This window comes from Streptomyces sp. NPDC001902, assembly GCF_042891295.1.
Classification (GTDB): domain Bacteria; phylum Actinomycetota; class Actinomycetes; order Streptomycetales; family Streptomycetaceae; genus Actinacidiphila.
In genome coordinates this window covers 1-17,350 of record NZ_JBIATA010000004.1, presented here as the reverse complement: position 1 = coordinate 17,350, position 17,350 = coordinate 1, and the positions used below count along the sequence as shown (strand labels likewise).

The 17,350-nt window shown below is 70.2% G+C and carries 16 protein-coding genes and 1 riboswitch; of the genes, 12 read left to right on the top strand and 4 right to left on the bottom strand.

Going from position 1 to position 17,350, the window contains the following annotated elements:
- Positions 1-32: 32 nt before the first annotated feature.
- Positions 33-1,445: a cysteine desulfurase/sulfurtransferase TusA family protein gene (locus ACFYYN_RS08810; protein WP_500545215.1), complete on the bottom strand. Its 1,413-nt coding sequence runs from the start codon at positions 1,443-1,445 to the stop codon at positions 33-35.
- A 268-nt stretch (positions 1,446-1,713) separates the two neighbouring features.
- On the opposite strand from ACFYYN_RS08810, the gene ctaC reads away from it, so the two are divergent.
- From ctaC to ACFYYN_RS08790, 4 genes are all read left to right on the top strand, one after another.
- Positions 1,714-2,679, top strand: coding sequence for a cytochrome c oxidase subunit II (gene ctaC, locus ACFYYN_RS08805; RefSeq protein WP_499511429.1), 966 nt, complete (start codon positions 1,714-1,716; stop codon positions 2,677-2,679).
- A complete protein-coding gene (ctaD, locus tag ACFYYN_RS08800; RefSeq protein ID WP_500545214.1) occupies positions 2,676-4,418 on the top strand; it encodes an aa3-type cytochrome oxidase subunit I in 1,743 nt (580 codons plus the stop codon). The genes ctaC and ctaD overlap by 4 nt, the downstream gene beginning before the upstream one ends.
- Positions 4,415-4,813, top strand: a complete 399-nt coding sequence (locus ACFYYN_RS08795; RefSeq protein WP_499511427.1) for a cytochrome c oxidase subunit 4 — start codon at positions 4,415-4,417, stop codon at positions 4,811-4,813. The genes ctaD and ACFYYN_RS08795 overlap by 4 nt, the downstream gene beginning before the upstream one ends.
- A 120-nt stretch (positions 4,814-4,933) precedes the next feature.
- A complete protein-coding gene (locus tag ACFYYN_RS08790; protein ID WP_500545213.1) occupies positions 4,934-6,199 on the top strand; it encodes a L,D-transpeptidase in 1,266 nt (421 codons plus the stop codon).
- 2 nt (positions 6,200-6,201) lie between these two features.
- Here ACFYYN_RS08790 and ACFYYN_RS08785 read toward each other — a convergent pair whose 3' ends face one another.
- Complete coding sequence (locus tag ACFYYN_RS08785) at positions 6,202-6,603, bottom strand: hypothetical protein (RefSeq protein ID WP_499511425.1); 402 nt, start codon at positions 6,601-6,603, stop codon at positions 6,202-6,204.
- A 169-nt stretch (positions 6,604-6,772) separates the two neighbouring features.
- Between ACFYYN_RS08785 and ctaE the strand changes: the two genes are divergently transcribed.
- From ctaE to ACFYYN_RS08755, 6 genes are all read left to right on the top strand, one after another.
- On the top strand, positions 6,773-7,393 hold the full coding sequence (gene ctaE, locus ACFYYN_RS08780) for an aa3-type cytochrome oxidase subunit III (RefSeq protein WP_319163544.1): 621 nt from the start codon (positions 6,773-6,775) through the stop codon (positions 7,391-7,393).
- An 81-nt stretch (positions 7,394-7,474) separates the two neighbouring features.
- Positions 7,475-8,284, top strand: a complete 810-nt coding sequence (qcrC, locus tag ACFYYN_RS08775) for a cytochrome bc1 complex diheme cytochrome c subunit (RefSeq protein ID WP_500545212.1) — start codon at positions 7,475-7,477, stop codon at positions 8,282-8,284.
- A gap of 8 nt (positions 8,285-8,292) precedes the next feature.
- A complete protein-coding gene (gene qcrA / locus ACFYYN_RS08770) occupies positions 8,293-9,333 on the top strand; it encodes a cytochrome bc1 complex Rieske iron-sulfur subunit (protein ID WP_500545211.1) in 1,041 nt (346 codons plus the stop codon).
- On the top strand, positions 9,330-10,967 hold the full coding sequence (gene qcrB / locus ACFYYN_RS08765) for a cytochrome bc1 complex cytochrome b subunit (RefSeq protein ID WP_500545210.1): 1,638 nt from the start codon (positions 9,330-9,332) through the stop codon (positions 10,965-10,967). The genes qcrA and qcrB overlap by 4 nt, the downstream gene beginning before the upstream one ends.
- Positions 10,968-11,095: 128 nt before the next feature.
- On the top strand, positions 11,096-12,160 hold the full coding sequence (trpD, locus tag ACFYYN_RS08760; protein WP_500329918.1) for an anthranilate phosphoribosyltransferase: 1,065 nt from the start codon (positions 11,096-11,098) through the stop codon (positions 12,158-12,160).
- 127 nt (positions 12,161-12,287) lie between these two features.
- A riboswitch (SAM riboswitch) is annotated at positions 12,288-12,404 on the top strand.
- A 151-nt stretch (positions 12,405-12,555) separates the two neighbouring features.
- On the top strand, positions 12,556-13,950 hold the full coding sequence (locus ACFYYN_RS08755) for an aminotransferase class V-fold PLP-dependent enzyme (RefSeq protein ID WP_500545209.1): 1,395 nt from the start codon (positions 12,556-12,558) through the stop codon (positions 13,948-13,950).
- Positions 13,951-13,992: 42 nt separating this feature from the next.
- Here the strand turns inward: ACFYYN_RS08755 and ACFYYN_RS08750 are convergent, their stop codons facing one another.
- Together ACFYYN_RS08750 and ACFYYN_RS08745 are read right to left on the bottom strand one after the other, a co-directional pair.
- Positions 13,993-14,274 (bottom strand): Lrp/AsnC family transcriptional regulator, encoded by a 282-nt coding sequence (locus ACFYYN_RS08750; RefSeq protein ID WP_018557042.1) that lies wholly within the window; start codon positions 14,272-14,274, stop codon positions 13,993-13,995.
- Entirely contained in the window at positions 14,271-15,050 is a 780-nt protein-coding gene (locus tag ACFYYN_RS08745; RefSeq protein WP_500329914.1) for a rhomboid family intramembrane serine protease, read from the bottom strand. The genes ACFYYN_RS08750 and ACFYYN_RS08745 overlap by 4 nt, the downstream gene beginning before the upstream one ends.
- 114 nt (positions 15,051-15,164) lie before the next feature.
- Here ACFYYN_RS08745 and ACFYYN_RS08740 point away from each other — a divergent pair, with 114 nt between their 5' ends.
- Positions 15,165-15,416: a hypothetical protein gene (locus ACFYYN_RS08740; RefSeq protein WP_499511418.1), complete on the top strand. Its 252-nt coding sequence runs from the start codon at positions 15,165-15,167 to the stop codon at positions 15,414-15,416.
- A gap of 89 nt (positions 15,417-15,505) precedes the next feature.
- Positions 15,506-16,909, top strand: coding sequence for an NYN domain-containing protein (locus ACFYYN_RS08735; protein ID WP_500545208.1), 1,404 nt, complete (start codon positions 15,506-15,508; stop codon positions 16,907-16,909).
- Positions 16,910-17,350 lie beyond the last annotated feature (441 nt).

Here is a 17,350-nt window from a genome sequence, read left to right as displayed (position 1 = left end):
TTGCGGGCGGTCGCCCGCAACCCCCGGGCCCGTCAGGAGACGCGACGCACCCAGTACGCGACGCCGCGGGGCGCGGCGTGCGCGCCGAGGTACTCCTGCTCGCGCATGTCGCACCACGCGGGGATGTCGAGCCGGGCGGCCTCGTCGTCGGAGAGCACCGACACGACGCCGCCGACCGGCACGTCCCCGATGACCTTCGCCAGCTCGATGACCGGGATCGGGCACCGCTTGCCGAGGGAGTCCACGACGAGGTCGGGCTCGCCCTCCTCCTCCGCAGCCCCCGCTCCACCCGCCGTCCGCGCCGCCCGCGCCGCGGGCCCGGACGCCGGCGCCGGAGCGCCGAGCCGCTCCCGTACCGTCCGCACCACGCCCGGCAGCACCTCGAGGAAGCGGTCCACGTCGCCCGCCTCCGTACCCGTCGGCAGCGAGACCCGGACGTTCCCCTCGGACAGCACGCCCATCGCCTTCAGCACGTGGCTGGGCGTCAGCGTGCTGGAGGTGCACGACGACCCGGAGGAGACGGAGAAGCCCTCCCGGTCCAGTTCGTGCAGCAGCGCCTCGCCGTCCACGTAGAGGCAGGAGAAGGTCACCACGTTCGGCAGCCGCACCTCGGGGTGGCCCACGACCTCCACGTCCGGGAGGAGTTCGGGCACCGCCGTACGGATGCGGTCGACCAGGGCGGACAGCCGTGCCGCCTCCGCGTCCGCCGCGGCGCGCACCGCCCGCAGGGAGGCCGCCGCGGCGACGATCGCGGGCAGGTTCTCGAAGCCGGGTGCACGCCCCGACTCCCGTTCGTCCGAGGGGTGCTGGGCGGCGAAGCGGGTGCCCTTGCGGACCGCCAGCAGGCCGACGCCGGACGGTCCGCCCCACTTGTGGGCGCTCGCGGTCAGCAGCGACCAGCCACCCGCCACCGCGCCCCAGCCCAGTGACTGGGCGGCGTCCACGAGCAGCGGCACCCCCGCCGCCCGGCACAGCTCGGCGGCCCGGTCGACCGGCTGCACCGTGCCGACCTCGTGGTTGGCGGACTGCAGGCAGGCCAGCGCGGTGTCCTCGCGCAGCGCGGCGCCGAAGGCGTCGGGGTCGACCAGACCCGTGCGGTCCGTGCCCACCTGCGTGACGTCGGCGTCCTCCACCGCGTGCAGCACGGAGGAGTGCTCGACGGCCGAGACGACCACGTGCCGGCCGATCCGGCGTCGGCCGGCGAGCGCCCCGGCCACCCCCGCGTGCACCGCACGAGTACCCGAAGGAGTGAAAACGAGTTCGTCCGGACGGCACCCGACGGCGTCGGCGGCGGCCTCGCGGGCGGCGTCGAGGAGCAGCCGTGCGCGGCGCCCCTCGCGGTAGAGCCGGGAGGGATCGGCCCACCCTTCGTCGAGCGCGGCGAGGAGTGCCTGCCGGGCGACGGGATGCAGTGGTGCGGCGGACGCGGCGTCGAAGTAGGGCACGTCCTGCACGCTACGCCCCGGCGTCCCGCGGGGCGTCTGGGGACCAGTCAAAAGCCCCCGAAACGGGGCCCTCCGCAGGTGCGCAGCGGTGCCCGACACCCCTTCGGGGGCAGCCCCGGCGCGTTGGCACCCCTCCCCGCGCGCCCCAAAATCGAGTCCAGTAGGGTTTGGTCCGCATAAACATCCACACCACTGCCCGCGCCAGGGCGACCGACCAGCACAGGCCGGGCATCCGGACGCGTGGGCGAGACTCTCGGGAAGGCGCTACGTGAGTCCCTACGGCTCCGACCGCTCGTCGCGGCGCCCGATGCGGCGGATTCTGCCGCAGGCGCTGGCCGCGGGCCTGGTCCTTGCGACCGCCACCGGTTGCACATACGAGGACTTCCCCCGCCTCGGCATGCCCAGCCCCGTCACGGAACAGGCACCGCGGATCCTGTCGCTCTGGCAGGGTTCCTGGGCCGCCGCGCTGGCGGTCGGCGTGCTCGTGTGGGGCTTGATCCTCTGGAGCATCATCTTCCACCGGCGCAGCCGCACCAAGGTGGAGATCCCGCCCCAGATCCGCTACAACATGCCGATCGAGGCGCTCTTCACCACCGTCCCGCTGGTCATCATCTCGGTGCTCTTCTACTTCACCGCCCGGGACGAGTCCAAGCTCCTGGAGACCTCCGCGCGGCCCGACCACGTCGTCAACGTGGTCGGTTTCCAGTGGAGCTGGGCCTTCAACTACGTCGAGGACGTGGACGGCAACCCGTCGACCCCGGCGGCCGGCACGGTGCCCGCGGAGCTCTCCACGATCTCGGCGAAGAAGCTGGACGCGCCCGCGGGTGCCGACGGCGTCTACGACTTCGGCACGCCGGCCTCCAAGGACCAGGACACCGGCAACCCGGGCCCGACCCTGTGGCTCCCCAAGGGCGAGTCGGTCCGGTTCGTCCTCACCTCGCGTGACGTCATCCACTCCTTCTGGGTGGTTCCCTTCCTGATGAAGATGGACGTCATCCCCGGACACACCAACGTCTTCCAGGTGACCCCCAACAAGGAGGGCACCTTCGTGGGCAAGTGCGCCGAGCTGTGCGGTGTGGACCACTCCCGGATGCTCTTCAACGTCAAGGTCGTCTCCCCGGAGGCATACAAGCAGCACCTCCAGGACCTGGCGAAGAAGGGCCAGACCGGTTACGTCCCGGCAGGCATTGCCACCACCGGCAACGCCAAGAACGCGGAGACCAAGACCCAGTGAGCATTCTCAACGAACCCCACGGTGCGGCCGCCGCGCACGACGACGCGTACGCGGACGAGTTGCCGGTCCGCACGAAGCAGCCGGGCAACGTCATCGTCAAGTGGCTGACCACCACCGACCACAAGACGATCGGCACGCTCTACCTGGCGACGTCGTTCTTCTTCTTCCTCATCGGTGGCGTGATGGCGCTCGTCATGCGCGCCGAACTCGCCCGCCCGGGCACCCAGGTGGTGTCCAACGAGCAGTTCAACCAGCTCTTCACGATGCACGGCACCGTGATGCTGCTGATGTTCGCGACCCCGCTCTTCGCCGGCTTCGCGAACTGGATCATGCCGCTGCAGATCGGCGCCCCCGACGTCGCGTTCCCGCGGCTGAACATGTTCGCCTACTGGCTCTACCTGTTCGGCTCGCTGATCGCGGTCGCCGGCTTCCTCACCCCGAACGGCGCCGCCGACTTCGGCTGGTTCGCCTACTCCCCGCTGACCGACGCGGTCCGCTCGCCGGGCATCGGCAGCGACCTGTGGATCATGGGTCTGGCGTTCTCCGGCTTCGGTACGATCCTCGGCTCGGTCAACTTCATCACCACGATCATCTGCATGCGCGCCCCCGGCATGACGATGTTCCGGATGCCGATCTTCGTCTGGAACGTGCTGCTCACCGGTGTGCTGGTGCTCTTCGCCTTCCCGGTGCTGGCCGCCGCGCTGCTGGCCCTGGAGGCCGACCGGAAGTTCGGTGCGCACGTGTTCGACGCCGCCAACGGCGGCGCCTTGCTATGGCAGCACCTCTTCTGGTTCTTCGGGCACCCAGAGGTGTACATCATCGCGCTGCCGTTCTTCGGCATCATCAGCGAGGTCATCCCGGTCTTCTCCCGGAAGCCGATGTTCGGCTACGTCAGCCTCATCGCGGCGACGATCTCGATCGCCGGCCTCTCGGCGACGGTGTGGGCCCACCACATGTACGTCACCGGTGGTGTGCTGCTGCCGTTCTTCTCCTTCATGACCTTCCTGATCGCGGTACCGACCGGTGTGAAGTTCTTCAACTGGATCGGCACCATGTGGAAGGGCTCACTGAGCTTCGAGACACCCATGCTCTGGGCCATCGGCTTCCTGATCACCTTCACCTTCGGTGGTCTGACCGGTGTCATCCTGGCCTCGCCGCCGCTGGACTTCCACGTCTCCGACTCGTACTTCGTGGTGGCGCACTTCCACTACGTCGTCTTCGGCACGGTCGTCTTCGCGATGTTCTCCGGCTTCCACTTCTGGTGGCCGAAGTTCACCGGCAAGATGCTCGACGAGCGCCTGGGCAAGATCACCTTCTGGACGCTGTTCATCGGCTTCCACGGCACCTTCCTCGTCCAGCACTGGCTGGGTGCCGAGGGCATGCCCCGCCGCTACGCGGACTACCTGGCCGCCGACGGCTTCACCACGCTGAACACCATCTCGACGATCAGCTCCTTCCTGCTGGGCCTGTCGGTCCTGCCGTTCATCTACAACGTGTGGAAGACGGCGAAGTACGGCAAGCCGGTCGAGGTGGACGACCCGTGGGGCTACGGCCGCTCGCTGGAGTGGGCGACCTCCTGCCCGCCGCCGCGGCACAACTTCCTCACGCTGCCCCGCATCCGGTCCGAATCCCCGGCCTTCGACCTCCACCACCCGGAGATGGCCGCTCTGGACCAGCTGGAGAACGTCGGCGCGGCCCCGGCCGTCTCCGGCGGCGATGAGAAGGAGAGCGGCAAGTGAAGTTCCAGGGCAAGCTGTTCCTGTGGCTGTCCGTCTTCTTCCTGGGCATGGCCGTCGTCTACGGCCTGTGGTCCAAGGAGCCGGTCGGCACCACGGCGCTCTTCCTCTCCTTCGGCCTCGCCGTGATGGTCGGTTTCTACCTGGCCTTCACCGCCCGGCGCGCCGACACCGGCGCCCAGGACCGTGAGGACGCGGACGTCGCGGACGACTCCGGCGAGCTGGGCTTCTTCAGCCCGCACAGCTGGCAGCCGCTGCTGCTGGCCTTCGGTGGAGCCACCGCCTTCCTGGGCATCATCTTCGGCTGGTGGCTGATCTACTTCGGCGCGCCCTTCATCCTCGTCGGCCTGTGGGGCTGGGTCTTCGAGTACTACCGGGGTGAGAACCGCACCCAGTGAGCGCCCGGCGCCCACGCACCGCACGGCGATGGCCCGGACCCCGAACGGGGGGTCCGGGCCATCGCCCGTTCGTACGCGCTCGGCGAGCGCCGGAGATCATCTCTGCCTAGCGTGGTGACCATGGGTCACTTTTCTCCGCGCCGCATGGCGACCGCGATCGCTGCAGTGACACTCTCCGCGCCGCTGGCCTCCTGTTCGGGCGGCGGCGATCCCCTCGCCACCGCCCCCTACGACGCCGCCGGCCAGGTCGTGTGGACCGGGGGAACCACCGGGTCGAAGAAGGCCGACCCCAAGAAGCCGCTGGAAATCACCGTCAAGGGTGAAGGCAACCGCATCACCGACGTGACGGCCACCGACGGTTCGGGACGCTACGTGAGCGGCCGCCTGTCCGCGGACGGCAAGAGCTGGCGCAGCACCTCGAAGCTCTCCTCCGCGGCGCACTACGTCGTCAAGGTGACCACCGAGGACGCGAAGGGCCACCAGGGACGCAAGACGCTCGCCGTGGACACCTCGGGCACCAAGCGCCATCTGAAGGTCACCTTCGGCCCGGAGAGCGGCACCTACGGCGTCGGACAGCCCATCACCGCCGAGCTGAGCGCGGCCGTGAAGGACACCCTCGGCCGGAGCGTCGTCGAGCGCAACCTGCACGTCAACGCCTCCCCGGCGGCCGACGAGGGCGCCTGGTACTGGGTCGACGACAAGACCCTGCACTACCGCCCCCGTACCTACTGGCCCGCGCACGCCCGCATCGACGTGCGCAGCACCCTGGGAAACGTGCACATCAAGGGCTCGCTCTACGGGGGCGACGTCAAGCCGCTGACGCTGCGCACCGGCGACCGCATCGAGGCCGTCACCGACGCCGCGACGCACTCCATGACCTTCAAGCGCAACGGCAAGCTCGTCCGCACCATCCCGGTGACCACCGGCAAGCCGGGGTTCTCCACCCGCAACGGCATCAAGGTGGTGCTGGGTCAGGAGGCCAACGTACGGATGCGCAGCGAGACCGTGGGGATCGCCTCGGGCAGTTCCGACTCCTACGACCTGCCCGTCCAGTGGGCCACCCGTGTGACCTGGAGCGGTGAGTACGTGCACGCGGCGCCCTGGTCGGTGGGCTCTCAGGGGATCGCCAACGTCAGCCACGGCTGCGTCGGCATGAGCACCGAGAACGCCCACTGGTTCTTCGACAACGTGCGGCGCGGCGACCTGGTCTCGGTCGTCCACAGCCTGGGTGAGGACATGCCCGCCTTCAGCAACGGCTTCGGCGACTGGAACCTGTCCTGGAGCGAGTGGCGCAAGGGCAGTGCGACGGGAACGCGCAAGGGCGCCGACCCGGCCGTCGCCGACCGTACCGACGCCCCTGAGGCCCGTCTTCAGCCCGAGATGTGACGCTACGCGTCGACGGCCAGCCGCTGCCTCAGCAGCCCCGCCAGGGCCTCGTTCAGCGCGACCGGGTCGACCGGGTGGCTCACCGCCGCGTCGGCCCGGCTCCAGCTGGCCAGCCAGGCGTCCTGGGGGCGCCCGATGAGCACCAGCACGGGCGGGCAGCGGAAGATCTCGTCCTTCACCTGGCGGCACACTCCCATGCCGCCGGCCGGGACGGCCTCGCCGTCGAACACGCACGCGTCGATGCCGCCGTTCTCCAGCGCGCTGAGGACCGCCGGGAGGGTCGCGCACTCCATGTACTCCACCGGCGGCAGGTCGCTCGCCAGGCGGCGGCCGACGGCCAGACGGACCTGTTCCCGGGTGTTCCTGTCGTCGCTGTAGACCAGCACCGTCGCGGTCGTCTGCATCCGTGCCTCCTCGCCCTCGTGGAGTCGCCTGCCTGTGGCCGAACCTTACTCCCGGGCAGGGTGCTTCGAGGAGGGTTAGCTCCTTCGGGCGACGCCTTTCCCTACCTCAAGGGCCTTGACACACCGAATGGCACCCCCCGGAGTGAGCGCGAGATAAGCGACCGACATAATGTCGGTCGTGGCGACAGCAACAGCAGTAGAAACCGGGCACGCGCACCCGTCGGTCAACCGGCCGAACCTCACCAGCGTCGGAACCATCATCTGGCTGAGTTCCGAGCTGATGTTCTTCGCGGCCCTCTTCGCGATGTACTTCACCCTTCGCTCGGTGACGGGTGCCGAGTACTGGAAGGCGCACGCCGACGTCCTGGACATCCCGTTCTCGGCGACGAACACCACGATCCTCGTGCTCTCCTCCTTCACCTGCCAGATGGGTGTCTTCGCCGCCGAGCGCGGCGATGTGAAGAAGCTGCGCGCGTGGTTCATCGTGACGTTCATCATGGGCGCGATCTTCATCGGCGGTCAGATCTTCGAGTACACCAACCTGGTCAAGGAGGACGGCCTCTCGCTCTCCTCCGACCCGTACGGTTCGGTGTTCTACCTGACCACCGGATTCCACGGTCTGCACGTGACGGGTGGTCTCATCGCCTTCCTGCTGGTCCTCGGACGGACCTATGCGGCACGGCGGTTCACCCACGAGCAGGCCACTGCGGCCATCGTCGTGTCCTACTACTGGCACTTCGTCGATGTCGTCTGGATCGGCCTCTTCGCCACGATCTACCTGATCAAGTAGTCGGGCCCCCGCGCGAGTTGCGCACACGGGCAACGACATCCAGAACCATCGACGCAAGAGATCCTGACACCGGGGTAATCCGTGAAAAAGCTCTCCGCACGACGGCGCCACCCGCTGGCGGCGCTCGTCGTCCTACTTGTCGCGCTCACGGCCATCGGGGGGCTGTACGCCGCGCTCGCGCCGGCGCCCAAGGCGCAGGCCGACGACAGCTCGCAGTCCCTCGCCATCGAAGAGGGCAAGAAGCTGTACGCCGTCGGCTGCTCCAGCTGCCACGGTACGTCGGGGCAGGGCGGCAGTGACGGCCCCAGCCTCGTCGGCGTCGGCTCCGCGGCCGTGGACTTCCAGGTCGGCACCGGTCGCATGCCGGCCCAGCAGCCCGGCGCCCAGGTGCCGCGCAAGAAGGTCATCTACGACCAGAAGCAGATCGACCAGCTCGCGGCGTACATCGCCTCGCTGGGCCCCGGCCCGGTCACGCCCACCGAGGAGCAGTACGACCCGGCCGGCGCCAACGCCGCGCGCGGCGGGGAGCTCTTCCGCACCAACTGCGCCCAGTGCCACAACTACCAGGGCAAGGGCGGAGCGCTGACGCACGGCAAGTACGCGCCCACGCTGGAAGGCGTGAGCAACAAGCACCTGTACGAGGCCATGCTCACCGGCCCGCAGAACATGCCGTCCTTCCCCGACACGACGATGCCGGAGGAGAACAAGCGGGAGATCATCGCTTACCTCGACGCCGTCAACGGCGAGGGTGCGCCGAGCCCCGGCGGCATGTCGCTGGGCAGCCTCGGCCCGGTCACCGAGGGGCTCTTCGGCTGGATCTTCGGCCTCGGGGCCCTGATCGTCTGCGCCATTTGGCTCGCGGCCCACACCACCAAGGCGAAGAAGTCATGAGTCAGGACATGTCACAAGAGAACCTGCCGGACAGGCCGGCACACCAGGGCGGCGGCCAGCTCGCGACCGCGGAGAACCCGTTCGCGGACCCGGGCCTCCCGGCTCACCTGCCGCGCCGCCAGGACATCGACGAGAAGGCCGCGAGGTCCTCCGAGCGCACGGTGGCCTTCCTGTTCACCGTGTCGATGCTCGCCACGCTGGCCTTCATCGCCAGCTTCGTGGTCATCCCGATTGACAAGATCGTCTACATCTGGCCGCTGGGTCACATCAGCGCGCTGAACTTCGCGCTGGGCATGACCCTCGGCGTCTCGCTCTTCGCCATCGGCGCCGGCGCAGTCCACTGGGCCCGCACGCTGATGTCGGACGCCGAGGTCGCCGACGACCGCCACGCGATCGCGGCGACCCCCGAGGTCAAGGCCAAGGTCATGGCCGACTTCGCCGCCGGGGCCGGCGAGAGCCAGATCGGCCGTCGCAAGCTGATCCGCAACACCATGCTCGGCGCGCTGACCCTGGTGCCGCTCTCCGGTGTCTTCCTGCTGCGCGACCTCGGCCCGCTGCCGGAGGACAAGCTCCGCCACACGCTGTGGTCCAAGGGCAGGCTGCTGATCAACCAGAACACCAACAAGCCGCTGCGTCCCGAGGACGTCGCCGTCGGCTCGCTGACCTTCGCCGTGCCCGAGGGCCTGGAGGAGGAGCAGCACGACTACCAGGAGCAGCTCGCCAAGGCGGCCCTGATGATCGTCCGCATCCAGCCGGACGACATCAAGGACAAGAAGTCCCGCGAGTGGGCGCACCAGGGCATCCTGGCGTTCTCCAAGATCTGCACCCACGTCGGCTGCCCGATCAGCCTCTACGAGCAGCAGACGCACCACGTGCTCTGCCCCTGCCACCAGTCGACGTTCGACCTTTCCGACGGTGCCCGGGTGATCTTCGGCCCCGCCGGTCACGCCCTGCCGCAGCTGCACATCAGCGTGAACGGCGAGGGTTACCTCGAGGCGCTGGGCGACTTCGAAGAGCCCGTGGGCCCGGCCTTTTGGGAGCGTGGATGAGCACCAACACGAGCGCGAGCGCGAAGCAGCGCGGAAAGGCGCCCGCCGGCGAACGCGTCGCCGACTGGGCCGACGGCCGGCTGGGCATCTACAGCCTGGGCAAGGCCAACCTGCGGAAGATCTTCCCGGACCACTGGTCCTTCATGCTGGGCGAGATCTCCCTCTACAGCTTCATCATCGTCATCCTGACCGGTGTCTACCTGACGCTGTTCTTCCACCCGGCGATGAACGAGGTCGTCTACGACGGCTCCTACGCGCCGCTGCAGGGCATCACGATGTCCGAGGCGTACGCGTCGACCCTGCACATCAGCTTCGACGTGCGCGGTGGTCTGCTCGTCCGGCAGATCCACCACTGGGCGGCCATCGTCTTCGTGGCCGCGATGCTCGTGCACATGATGCGCATCTTCTTCACCGGTGCGTTCCGCAAGCCGCGCGAGGTCAACTGGGTCTTCGGCTTCCTGCTGCTGTTCCTCGGCATGTTCGACGGCTTCATGGGCTACTCGCTGCCGGACGACCTGCTGTCGGGCACCGGTATCCGCTTCATGGAAGGCGCCGTGCTGTCCGTGCCGATCGTCGGCACGTACCTCTCGTTCTTCCTCTTCGGCGGTGAGTTCCCCGGCACCGACATCGTGCCGCGGTTCTACACGATCCACGTGCTGCTGATCCCGGGCATCATGGCGGGCCTGCTGGTGGCCCACCTGATCCTGGTCTTCTACCACAAGCACACGCAGTTCGCCGGACCCGGCAAGACGGAGAAGAACGTCGTCGGCATGCCGCTGTTCCCGGTCTACACGGCCAAGGCGGGCGGCTTCTTCTTCATCGTCTTCGGTGTCATCGCGGCCATGTCCGCGCTGGTCTCCGTGAACCCGGTGTGGGCGTACGGCCCCTACCGTCCGGACCAGGTGTCGACCGACGCCCAGCCCGACTGGTACATGGGCTTCTCCGAGGGCCTGATCCGCATCATGCCGGGCTGGGAGATCAACTTCGCGGGCCACACGCTCGTCCTTGGCGTGTTCATCCCGCTGGTGATCTTCCCGCTGGTCCTGGGCTTCATGGGCGTCTACCCGTTCCTGGAATCCTGGGTCACCGGTGACAAGCGCGAGCACCACCTGCTGGACCGGCCGCGCAACCGGCCCGTCCGCACGGGCATTGGCGCCGCCTGGATCAGCCTCTACCTGATCCTGCTCGTCGGCGGTGGCAACGACCTCTTCGCCACCCGCTTCCATCTGTCGATCAACGCGATCACCTGGGTGGTCCGGATCTCGTTCTTCGTGCTGCCGGTGCTGGTCTTCGTCGTCACCAAGCGGATCTGCCTGGGTCTGCAGCGACGCGACCGCGACAAGGTGCTGCACGGTCGCGAGACCGGCATCATCAAGCGGCTCCCGCACGGTGAGTTCATCGAGATCCACGAGCCGCTGGAGCAGGGCTCGCTGTTCAAGCTCACCCAGCACGAGCAGCCCAAGCCGCTCGAGGTCGGCCCCGAGGTCGACGAGAACGGCGTGGAGAAGAAGGTCGGCCCCACCGCGAAGCTGCGCGCGAAGCTGTCCCGCGGCTACTACGGCGAGGGGACGCAGATCGACAAGCCCACGGTCGAGGAGTACGAGGAGATCACGAGCGGCCACGGTCACCACTGATCACTGAAGCTGTGCCACCGGGCAGGGTCCCGTCCATCCGATGGACGGGGCCCTTTCCCGTTCCCCGGCGCCGATAGGCTGGAGCCGAAGGATTCCCGTCGCACGTCAGACCCCATGGAGTGTGGACCATGAGCGTTGTGAACCCCGCCGGAGGCGCATCAATGGCGGGCGGCTCCTGGCCCGACGTCCTGGGTGCGCTGCTGAACGGCAAGGACCTGACCGCCGCGGAGGCGGCGTGGGCGATGGACCGGATCATGAGCGGTGAGGCCTCGGACGCCCAGGTCGCCGGCTTCATGGTGGCGCTGCGGGCCAAGGGGGAGACCGTCGAGGAGGTCACCGGCCTCGTCGAGTCGATGTACGCGCACGCGGAGCCGCTGCACATCCCCGGCCCCGCCGTGGACATCGTCGGCACCGGCGGCGACCGGGCCAGGACGGTGAACATCTCGACGATGTCCGCCATCGTCATCGCCGGCACGGGGGCCAAGGTTGTCAAGCACGGCAACCGCGCCGCCAGCAGCGCCAGCGGCGCCTCCGACGTCCTGGAGAAGCTCGGCATCAACCTCGACCTGCCCGCCGACCGGGTGGCGAAGGTCGCCGAGGACACCGGGATCACCTTCTGCTTCGCGGCGAAGTTCCACCCCGCGATGCGGTTCGCCGCCCCGGCCCGCCGCGACCTGGGCATCCCCACCTCGTTCAACATCCTCGGCCCGCTGACCAACCCGGCACGCGTGGGCGCCTCCGCCGTGGGGTGCTTCGACACCCGGATGGCCGGGCTGATCGCCGGCGTGCTGGCCCGCCGCGGCTCCTCCGCGCTGGTGTTCCGGGGCGACGACGGGCTGGACGAGCTCACCGTCACGTCCACCTCCCAGGTGTGGGTGGTGCGGGACGGGAAGGTCGAGCAGGAGTCCTTCGACCCGCGCGACGTCGGCATCGAACTGGTGCCGATCGAGGCGCTGCGGGGCGCGGACGCGGCGTACAACGCCGACGTCGCCCGGCGGCTGCTGGCCGGCGAGACGGGCCCGGTGCGTGACGCGGTGCTGCTCAACTCGGCGGCCGCGCTGGTGGCGCTGGAGGGCGCGGGCGGCTCGCTGACCGACCGGATCGCGGCCGGGATCGCCCGGGCGGCCGAGTCGGTCGACTCGGGTGCGGCCGCGCGGACGCTCGAGCGGTGGGCGGCGGCCACGCAGGCGTAGTCGCGGGAACGACCGTGGAGGGCCGGGGCCGTTGCCCCGGCCCTCCGTGCTGTCCGCCCGCGGGCGGACCGTCCGGGATGCGGACCGCGGCTTGCGGCGCCCCGCGCGTGTGGCATGATGCTGCGCAGGTCACGAGTGACAGCGACACGGCCCCGGCCCGCTGTCCGGCAACCCTCCTTCCGTGGCGGGGTGCCCCGGGTGATGACCAGGCCGCAGGCAGCGAGGTCTGCGGCAAGCGCGGTCAGAGGAGTTCCTCCATGAGCAAGCGAATGCGCTAGGGCCTTTCGGGCCCCCAGCCGTCCTCCCCCCTCCCCGGGCCTTCGCCCGTCGTGCCGAGGGCTGTTCCGTCATCACTGACGTCCCGTCACTCCCGCATGCTCCCAGGAGAGTTCGCCATGTCGCTGCGCCCTGCCCTGCCCTCGTCCGTCCACGCCGCGCTGCCCGTGCTCGGGCGCGACGTCCTCGTGCCGCTCGTGACCGGGGGCGAGGTCGGCTACGCCGCCCTCGACTACGCGGCCAGCGCGCCCGCCCTGCAGCGGGTCTGGGACGACGTGGCGGCCTACGCGCCGTACTACGGCAGTGTCCACCGGGGGGCCGGCTACCTCTCGCAGCTGTCGACGGACCTGTTCGAGCAGAGCCGTGCCACGGTCGCGGAGTTCCTCGGCTGCCGCCCCGACGACCAGGTGGTCTTCACCCGTTCGACCACCGACTCGCTGAACCTGCTGGCCGCCGCCGTACCGGCCGGCACGAGCGTCTTCGTCTTCGAGACCGAGCACCACGCGTCCCTGCTGCCGTGGCGGAACGCCGACGTGACCTACCTGGGCGCCCCCCGCACCCCGGGGGAGGCCGTGGCGACACTGGAGCGGGCACTGGCCGCCCGGGAGTCGTACGGACCGGCGCTGGTCTGCGTGACCGGGGCGTCCAACGTGACCGGCGAGCTGTGGCCGGTGCGGGAGCTGGCCGCGGCGGCCCACGCGCACGGGGCCCGGATCGTGCTGGACGCGGCGCAGCTGGCCCCGCACCACCCGGTGGACATCGCCGAACTCGACGTGGACTGGGTGGCCTTCTCCGGGCACAAGCTGTACGCGCCGTTCGGCTCCGGTGTGCTCGCCGGCCGCGCCGACTGGCTGTGTGCGGCCGAGCCCTACCTGGCCGGGGGCGGCGCCTCGCGGCGGGTGGCCCGGCGCGCGGACGGCGGCGTGGACGTCGACTGGCACACCACGGCCGCCCGGCACGAGGCCGGCTCGCCCAACGTCATCGGCGCCTACGCGATCGCCTCGGCCTGCCGCGTGCTGACGGAGGCCGGGTTCGACCGGCTGGTCGAGCGCGAGCAGGCGCTGGTGGCGCGGGTGCGGGCCGGACTGGCCGAGGTGCCCGAGGTGAAGGTGCTGTCGCTGTTCGGCGACGACGCCCCCCGGGTCGGCGTCATCTCCTTCGTCGTCGAGGGCTGGAACAGCTCCCACTTCGCGGCGGCGCTCTCCGCCGAGTACGGCATCGGCGTCCGCGACGGCCTCTTCTGCGCGCACCCCCTGGTGCGCACCCTGCTCGGCGGCGTTGACCAGGAGCCGGGTGAGTGCGGGGCCCCCGACGCCGCCTCCGGCGAGCCCGCCCGGCCTTCGGCCGGGGGTGCCCCCACGCTCAACGCCATCCGCGTCTCGTTCGGCGCGGGCACCCCGGACGAGCACGTGGAGCGCTTCGTCGCCGCGGTGCGGGAGCTCGTGGCGGACGGTGCCAAGTGGCGCTACCGCACCGAGGACGGCCGCTGCGTCCCGGACCGGGACCAGGCCTGAGCGGCCCGGTCCGGCCCCGCAGCACCGCGCCGGGCGGACCGGTTACGCGTCCAGGCCGATGGCGAAGGCCGTCTCGAGGTCGTGCTGGGAGTAGGTGCGGAAGGCCACGTGCGTGTCCGTGGCCTCGACACCGGGGATCTTGCTGATCCGGCCGGGGATGACGTCCGCGAGCTCGTCGTGCCGGGCCACCCGCACCATGGCGACCAGGTCGTACGTGCCCGTGACGGAGTAGACCTCGCTGACGCTGTCGAGCGCGGCGATGGACTCCGCGATCTCGGGGATACGGTCGACGCTGGTCTTGATGAGCACGATCGCGGTGATCACGGCTGTAGGTCTCCTTGGGTCGCCCTGGCTGCGGGCTCAAGCTTAGGCGTTGCGCGATAGCACACCCACGCGCACAGGAAGCCGAAGACGAAGCCGGTGATGTGGGCGAGGTAGGCCACCCCGGGACCGGTCTGCTGGATCTCGCCGGCGAGCCACTGCAGCACGAACCAGAAGATCAGCACCATCCAGGCCGGGAAGCGCAGCGGCAGGAAGAAGAGGAAGGGGAAGACACTGGTGACCCGGGCCTTGGGGTAGAGGTAGAGGTACGCGCCGAGCACCCCCGAGATCGCGCCGGACGCCCCGACCAGGGTCTGGGTCGAGGAGGCGTGTCCGAGCGCGTAGCCGTACGTCGCCAGGTAGCCCGAGACGACGTAGAAGAGCAGGAACCGGAAGCGGCCCATGCGGTTCTCGACGTTGTCGCCGAAGACCCAGAGGAACAGCATGTTGCCGAGCAGGTGGACCCAACTGCCGTGGACGAACAGTGCGGTGAGCACCGACACGAACGGCGAGGTGGCGAAGGACCCCAGCGGCGGGCAGTCAGCCGGCATCGGCACCTGCGCCAGGGGGATCCGGCCGTGCCAGAGCTCGGCGGGGATGACACCCCAGCGGGCGAAGTACGTCGCCTGGGCGCACACCTGATCGTGGCCCATGCCGTACATGTAGTTGAGCCCGGAGGACGGGCTGATGAGGAAGAGCGACGCGCACAGCCCGATCAGGGCGTACGTCACCACGGGTGTGCGGTGGACGGGGTTCTTGTCGTACACCGGGATGACCATGGACCGATCATGACGGAACGGGCGTAACGGTCGCGGGGCGCCTCGCCGCAGCGCGGGGGACCACCGAGGCCGTAGGGTGACCGGAACGCATCCGCGCGACCGAGGAGACGACCGATGCCGGTGCCCCTGCCGACCGCCACGACCCGCTGGCGTTGCTCCCTGTGCGGCAACCTGACCCGGTTCGACGTCACCCGCTCCAGCAAGGTCGTCGAGTACGTCCACCTGGACCTGGCGGGCGAGCCCACGGTCGAGGAGCGCGAGGTGCTCAGCGAGTCCGTGGAGTCGGTGCGCTGCCGCTGGTGCAACGCCGTGGACCAGGTCGAGCTGGTCGACCGCCCCGGCGCGGCGGCGGCGACGCAGGCCTGAGCGCCGCCGGGGACAATAGAAGAATGCGGCGCGGCCAGAGAGGTTGAAGGAGGCCGGGGAGGCGCCCACGGACTGGACGGGAGTGACGGGTGGACGGGACCGGCGGTAACCCGGGCCGCGGCGACGAAGCGGCCGCGCCCGAGGCTACGGCTGCGCCGGAGGAGTCCGTCCACGGCGAGTCGCTGGACCGGCCGCTGCCCGAGGGCGTACGGCACCGCGTGGTCGCCCTGGCGGCGGAGGCCTTCGGCGGGCTGACCCCGGGCGAGCTTCCCGCGGTGCTGCGCCCGTACGCCCGGTTCACCCCGAGCCGTCGGGCCAAGTTCGCCGCCACCGCGCTCGCCACGGCCCTGGAGGGCGACCCGTCCTTCCGGCAGCGGGTGGGCGCACGGCTGCGCGAGTCCGAGCCGGACCTGTGCGAGGCGCTGGACGCCGGCACCCCGCCCCCCGCGGTCGACCCGCTGGACGTGGCGGCCGCCGCGTACCTGCTGCGTCCCGCGGGCTGGGCCAAGCTGGTGGCCGCCGCGGGCGAGGAGGCGCAGCGGGTCAGCGCCGAACGGGCCGGCGAGGAAACGCAGCGTGAGCTGCGGCAGCTGAAGGCGGAACTGGACGAGGCCCGCGCCCAGGCGCGTACCGAGGGCGTGCGGGTCCGCACCGAGCTGGAGGCGGCCCGCAGGGAGGCCGAGTCGCTGCAGCGCAAGCTGCGCAGCGCGGCGAGCGACGTGAAGCGGGCCGAGGCGGCGCTGCGCAAGGTCGAGGCCGAACTGGACGAGACCCGCGCGGCCGCGGCCGCGGAGAAGGCCTCGGCCGACGGCGAGGCCCGCCGGCTGCGGGCCCGGCTCGCCGAGGCCGAGCAGGCCGTGGAGGCGTCCCGCCGGGCGGCCCGGGAGGGCCGCAGCACCGAGGACATGCGGCTGCGCCTGCTGCTGGACACCGTGCTCGACGCCGCCTCGGGACTGCGCCGGGAGCTCGCGCTGCCGCCGCGCGACACCCTGGGTGCCCGCCCCGCGGACACCGTCGACGCGGTCACGCCGGGGGCGATCAGCCCCAAGGACATCGCGCGGCGCGCCCTGTCCGAGGACGACCCGGCGCTGCTGGACCAGCTGCTGGCGCTGCCGCAGTCCCATCTGGTGGTCGACGGCTACAACGTGACCAAGACCGGTTATCCGGCGCTGCCGTTGGAGAAGCAGCGGCTGCGGCTGCTGGGCGGCCTGGCCGTCCTGGCGGCGCAGAGCGGTTCCGAGGTCACCTGCGTCTTCGACGGCGCCGACCTGGACGCCCCGGTGCTGCTGGCACCGCCGCGCGGGGTGCGGGTGCTGTTCAGCAAGGCCGGTGAGACGGCGGACGAGTTGATCCGGCGTCTGGTTCGGGCGGAACCTCCCGGTCGTCCGATTGTGGTGGTTTCTTCCGATCGCGAAGTTGCTGACGGTGTGGCCCGTGTAGGCGCCCGACCGGTCGCATCCACCTTGCTGCTGAAGCGACTTGCCCGGGTGTGACCTGGAGCACACCGTGGGGCGTGTGAGGCGCTTTTCGGGGACGCAGTGTCAACTCGTCATCACTGCACGTGCGATGTATGTAAAGAAAACGCTGCCGAGCGACTTTTTTTCTTCAGGGATTTGATCCGATCACAAGATGGTCACTAGGGTCGTGCCTCGAACCTCTGCCCAGTCGATCATCCAGCCCGGATGGCGGCGGAGGTCCCGCCGATCTGAAGTGCCGCGCGTACGACGGGGGACGCCGACACTTGGAGCCGGGGAACGCAGTTCCCGATGCATGCGGCAGGCGGCTGGAGGAAGAAGGAGCTCGCCCGAGTGGCGTCCCACCGTCGTCCCAAGCAGGCCAGTCGCACACGTGTCACCGTGCTCACCGCGACCGCCGCCGCAGCCGTCGCCCTGTCCGCGCAGGCAGCCCAGGCCGCGCCGGCCAAGCCGTCCGTC

Bases quoted from the DNA above. Each gene is read 5' to 3' on its own strand.
- qcrB (WP_500545210.1), top strand. From the start codon at position 9,330: ATGAGCACCAACACGAGCGCGAGCGCGAAGCAGCGCGGAAAGGCGCCC.
- ACFYYN_RS08785 (WP_499511425.1), bottom strand. From the start codon at position 6,603: ATGCAGACGACCGCGACGGTGCTGGTCTACAGCGACGACAGGAACACC.
- ACFYYN_RS08790 (WP_500545213.1), top strand. From the start codon at position 4,934: ATGGGTCACTTTTCTCCGCGCCGCATGGCGACCGCGATCGCTGCAGTG.
- ACFYYN_RS08740 (WP_499511418.1), top strand. From the start codon at position 15,165: ATGCCGGTGCCCCTGCCGACCGCCACGACCCGCTGGCGTTGCTCCCTG.
- ACFYYN_RS08745 (WP_500329914.1), bottom strand. From the start codon at position 15,050: ATGGTCATCCCGGTGTACGACAAGAACCCCGTCCACCGCACACCCGTG.
- qcrA (WP_500545211.1), top strand. From the start codon at position 8,293: ATGTCACAAGAGAACCTGCCGGACAGGCCGGCACACCAGGGCGGCGGC.
- ACFYYN_RS08755 (WP_500545209.1), top strand. From the start codon at position 12,556: ATGTCGCTGCGCCCTGCCCTGCCCTCGTCCGTCCACGCCGCGCTGCCC.
- ctaE (WP_319163544.1), top strand. From the start codon at position 6,773: ATGTCGGTCGTGGCGACAGCAACAGCAGTAGAAACCGGGCACGCGCAC.
- trpD (WP_500329918.1), top strand. From the start codon at position 11,096: ATGAGCGTTGTGAACCCCGCCGGAGGCGCATCAATGGCGGGCGGCTCC.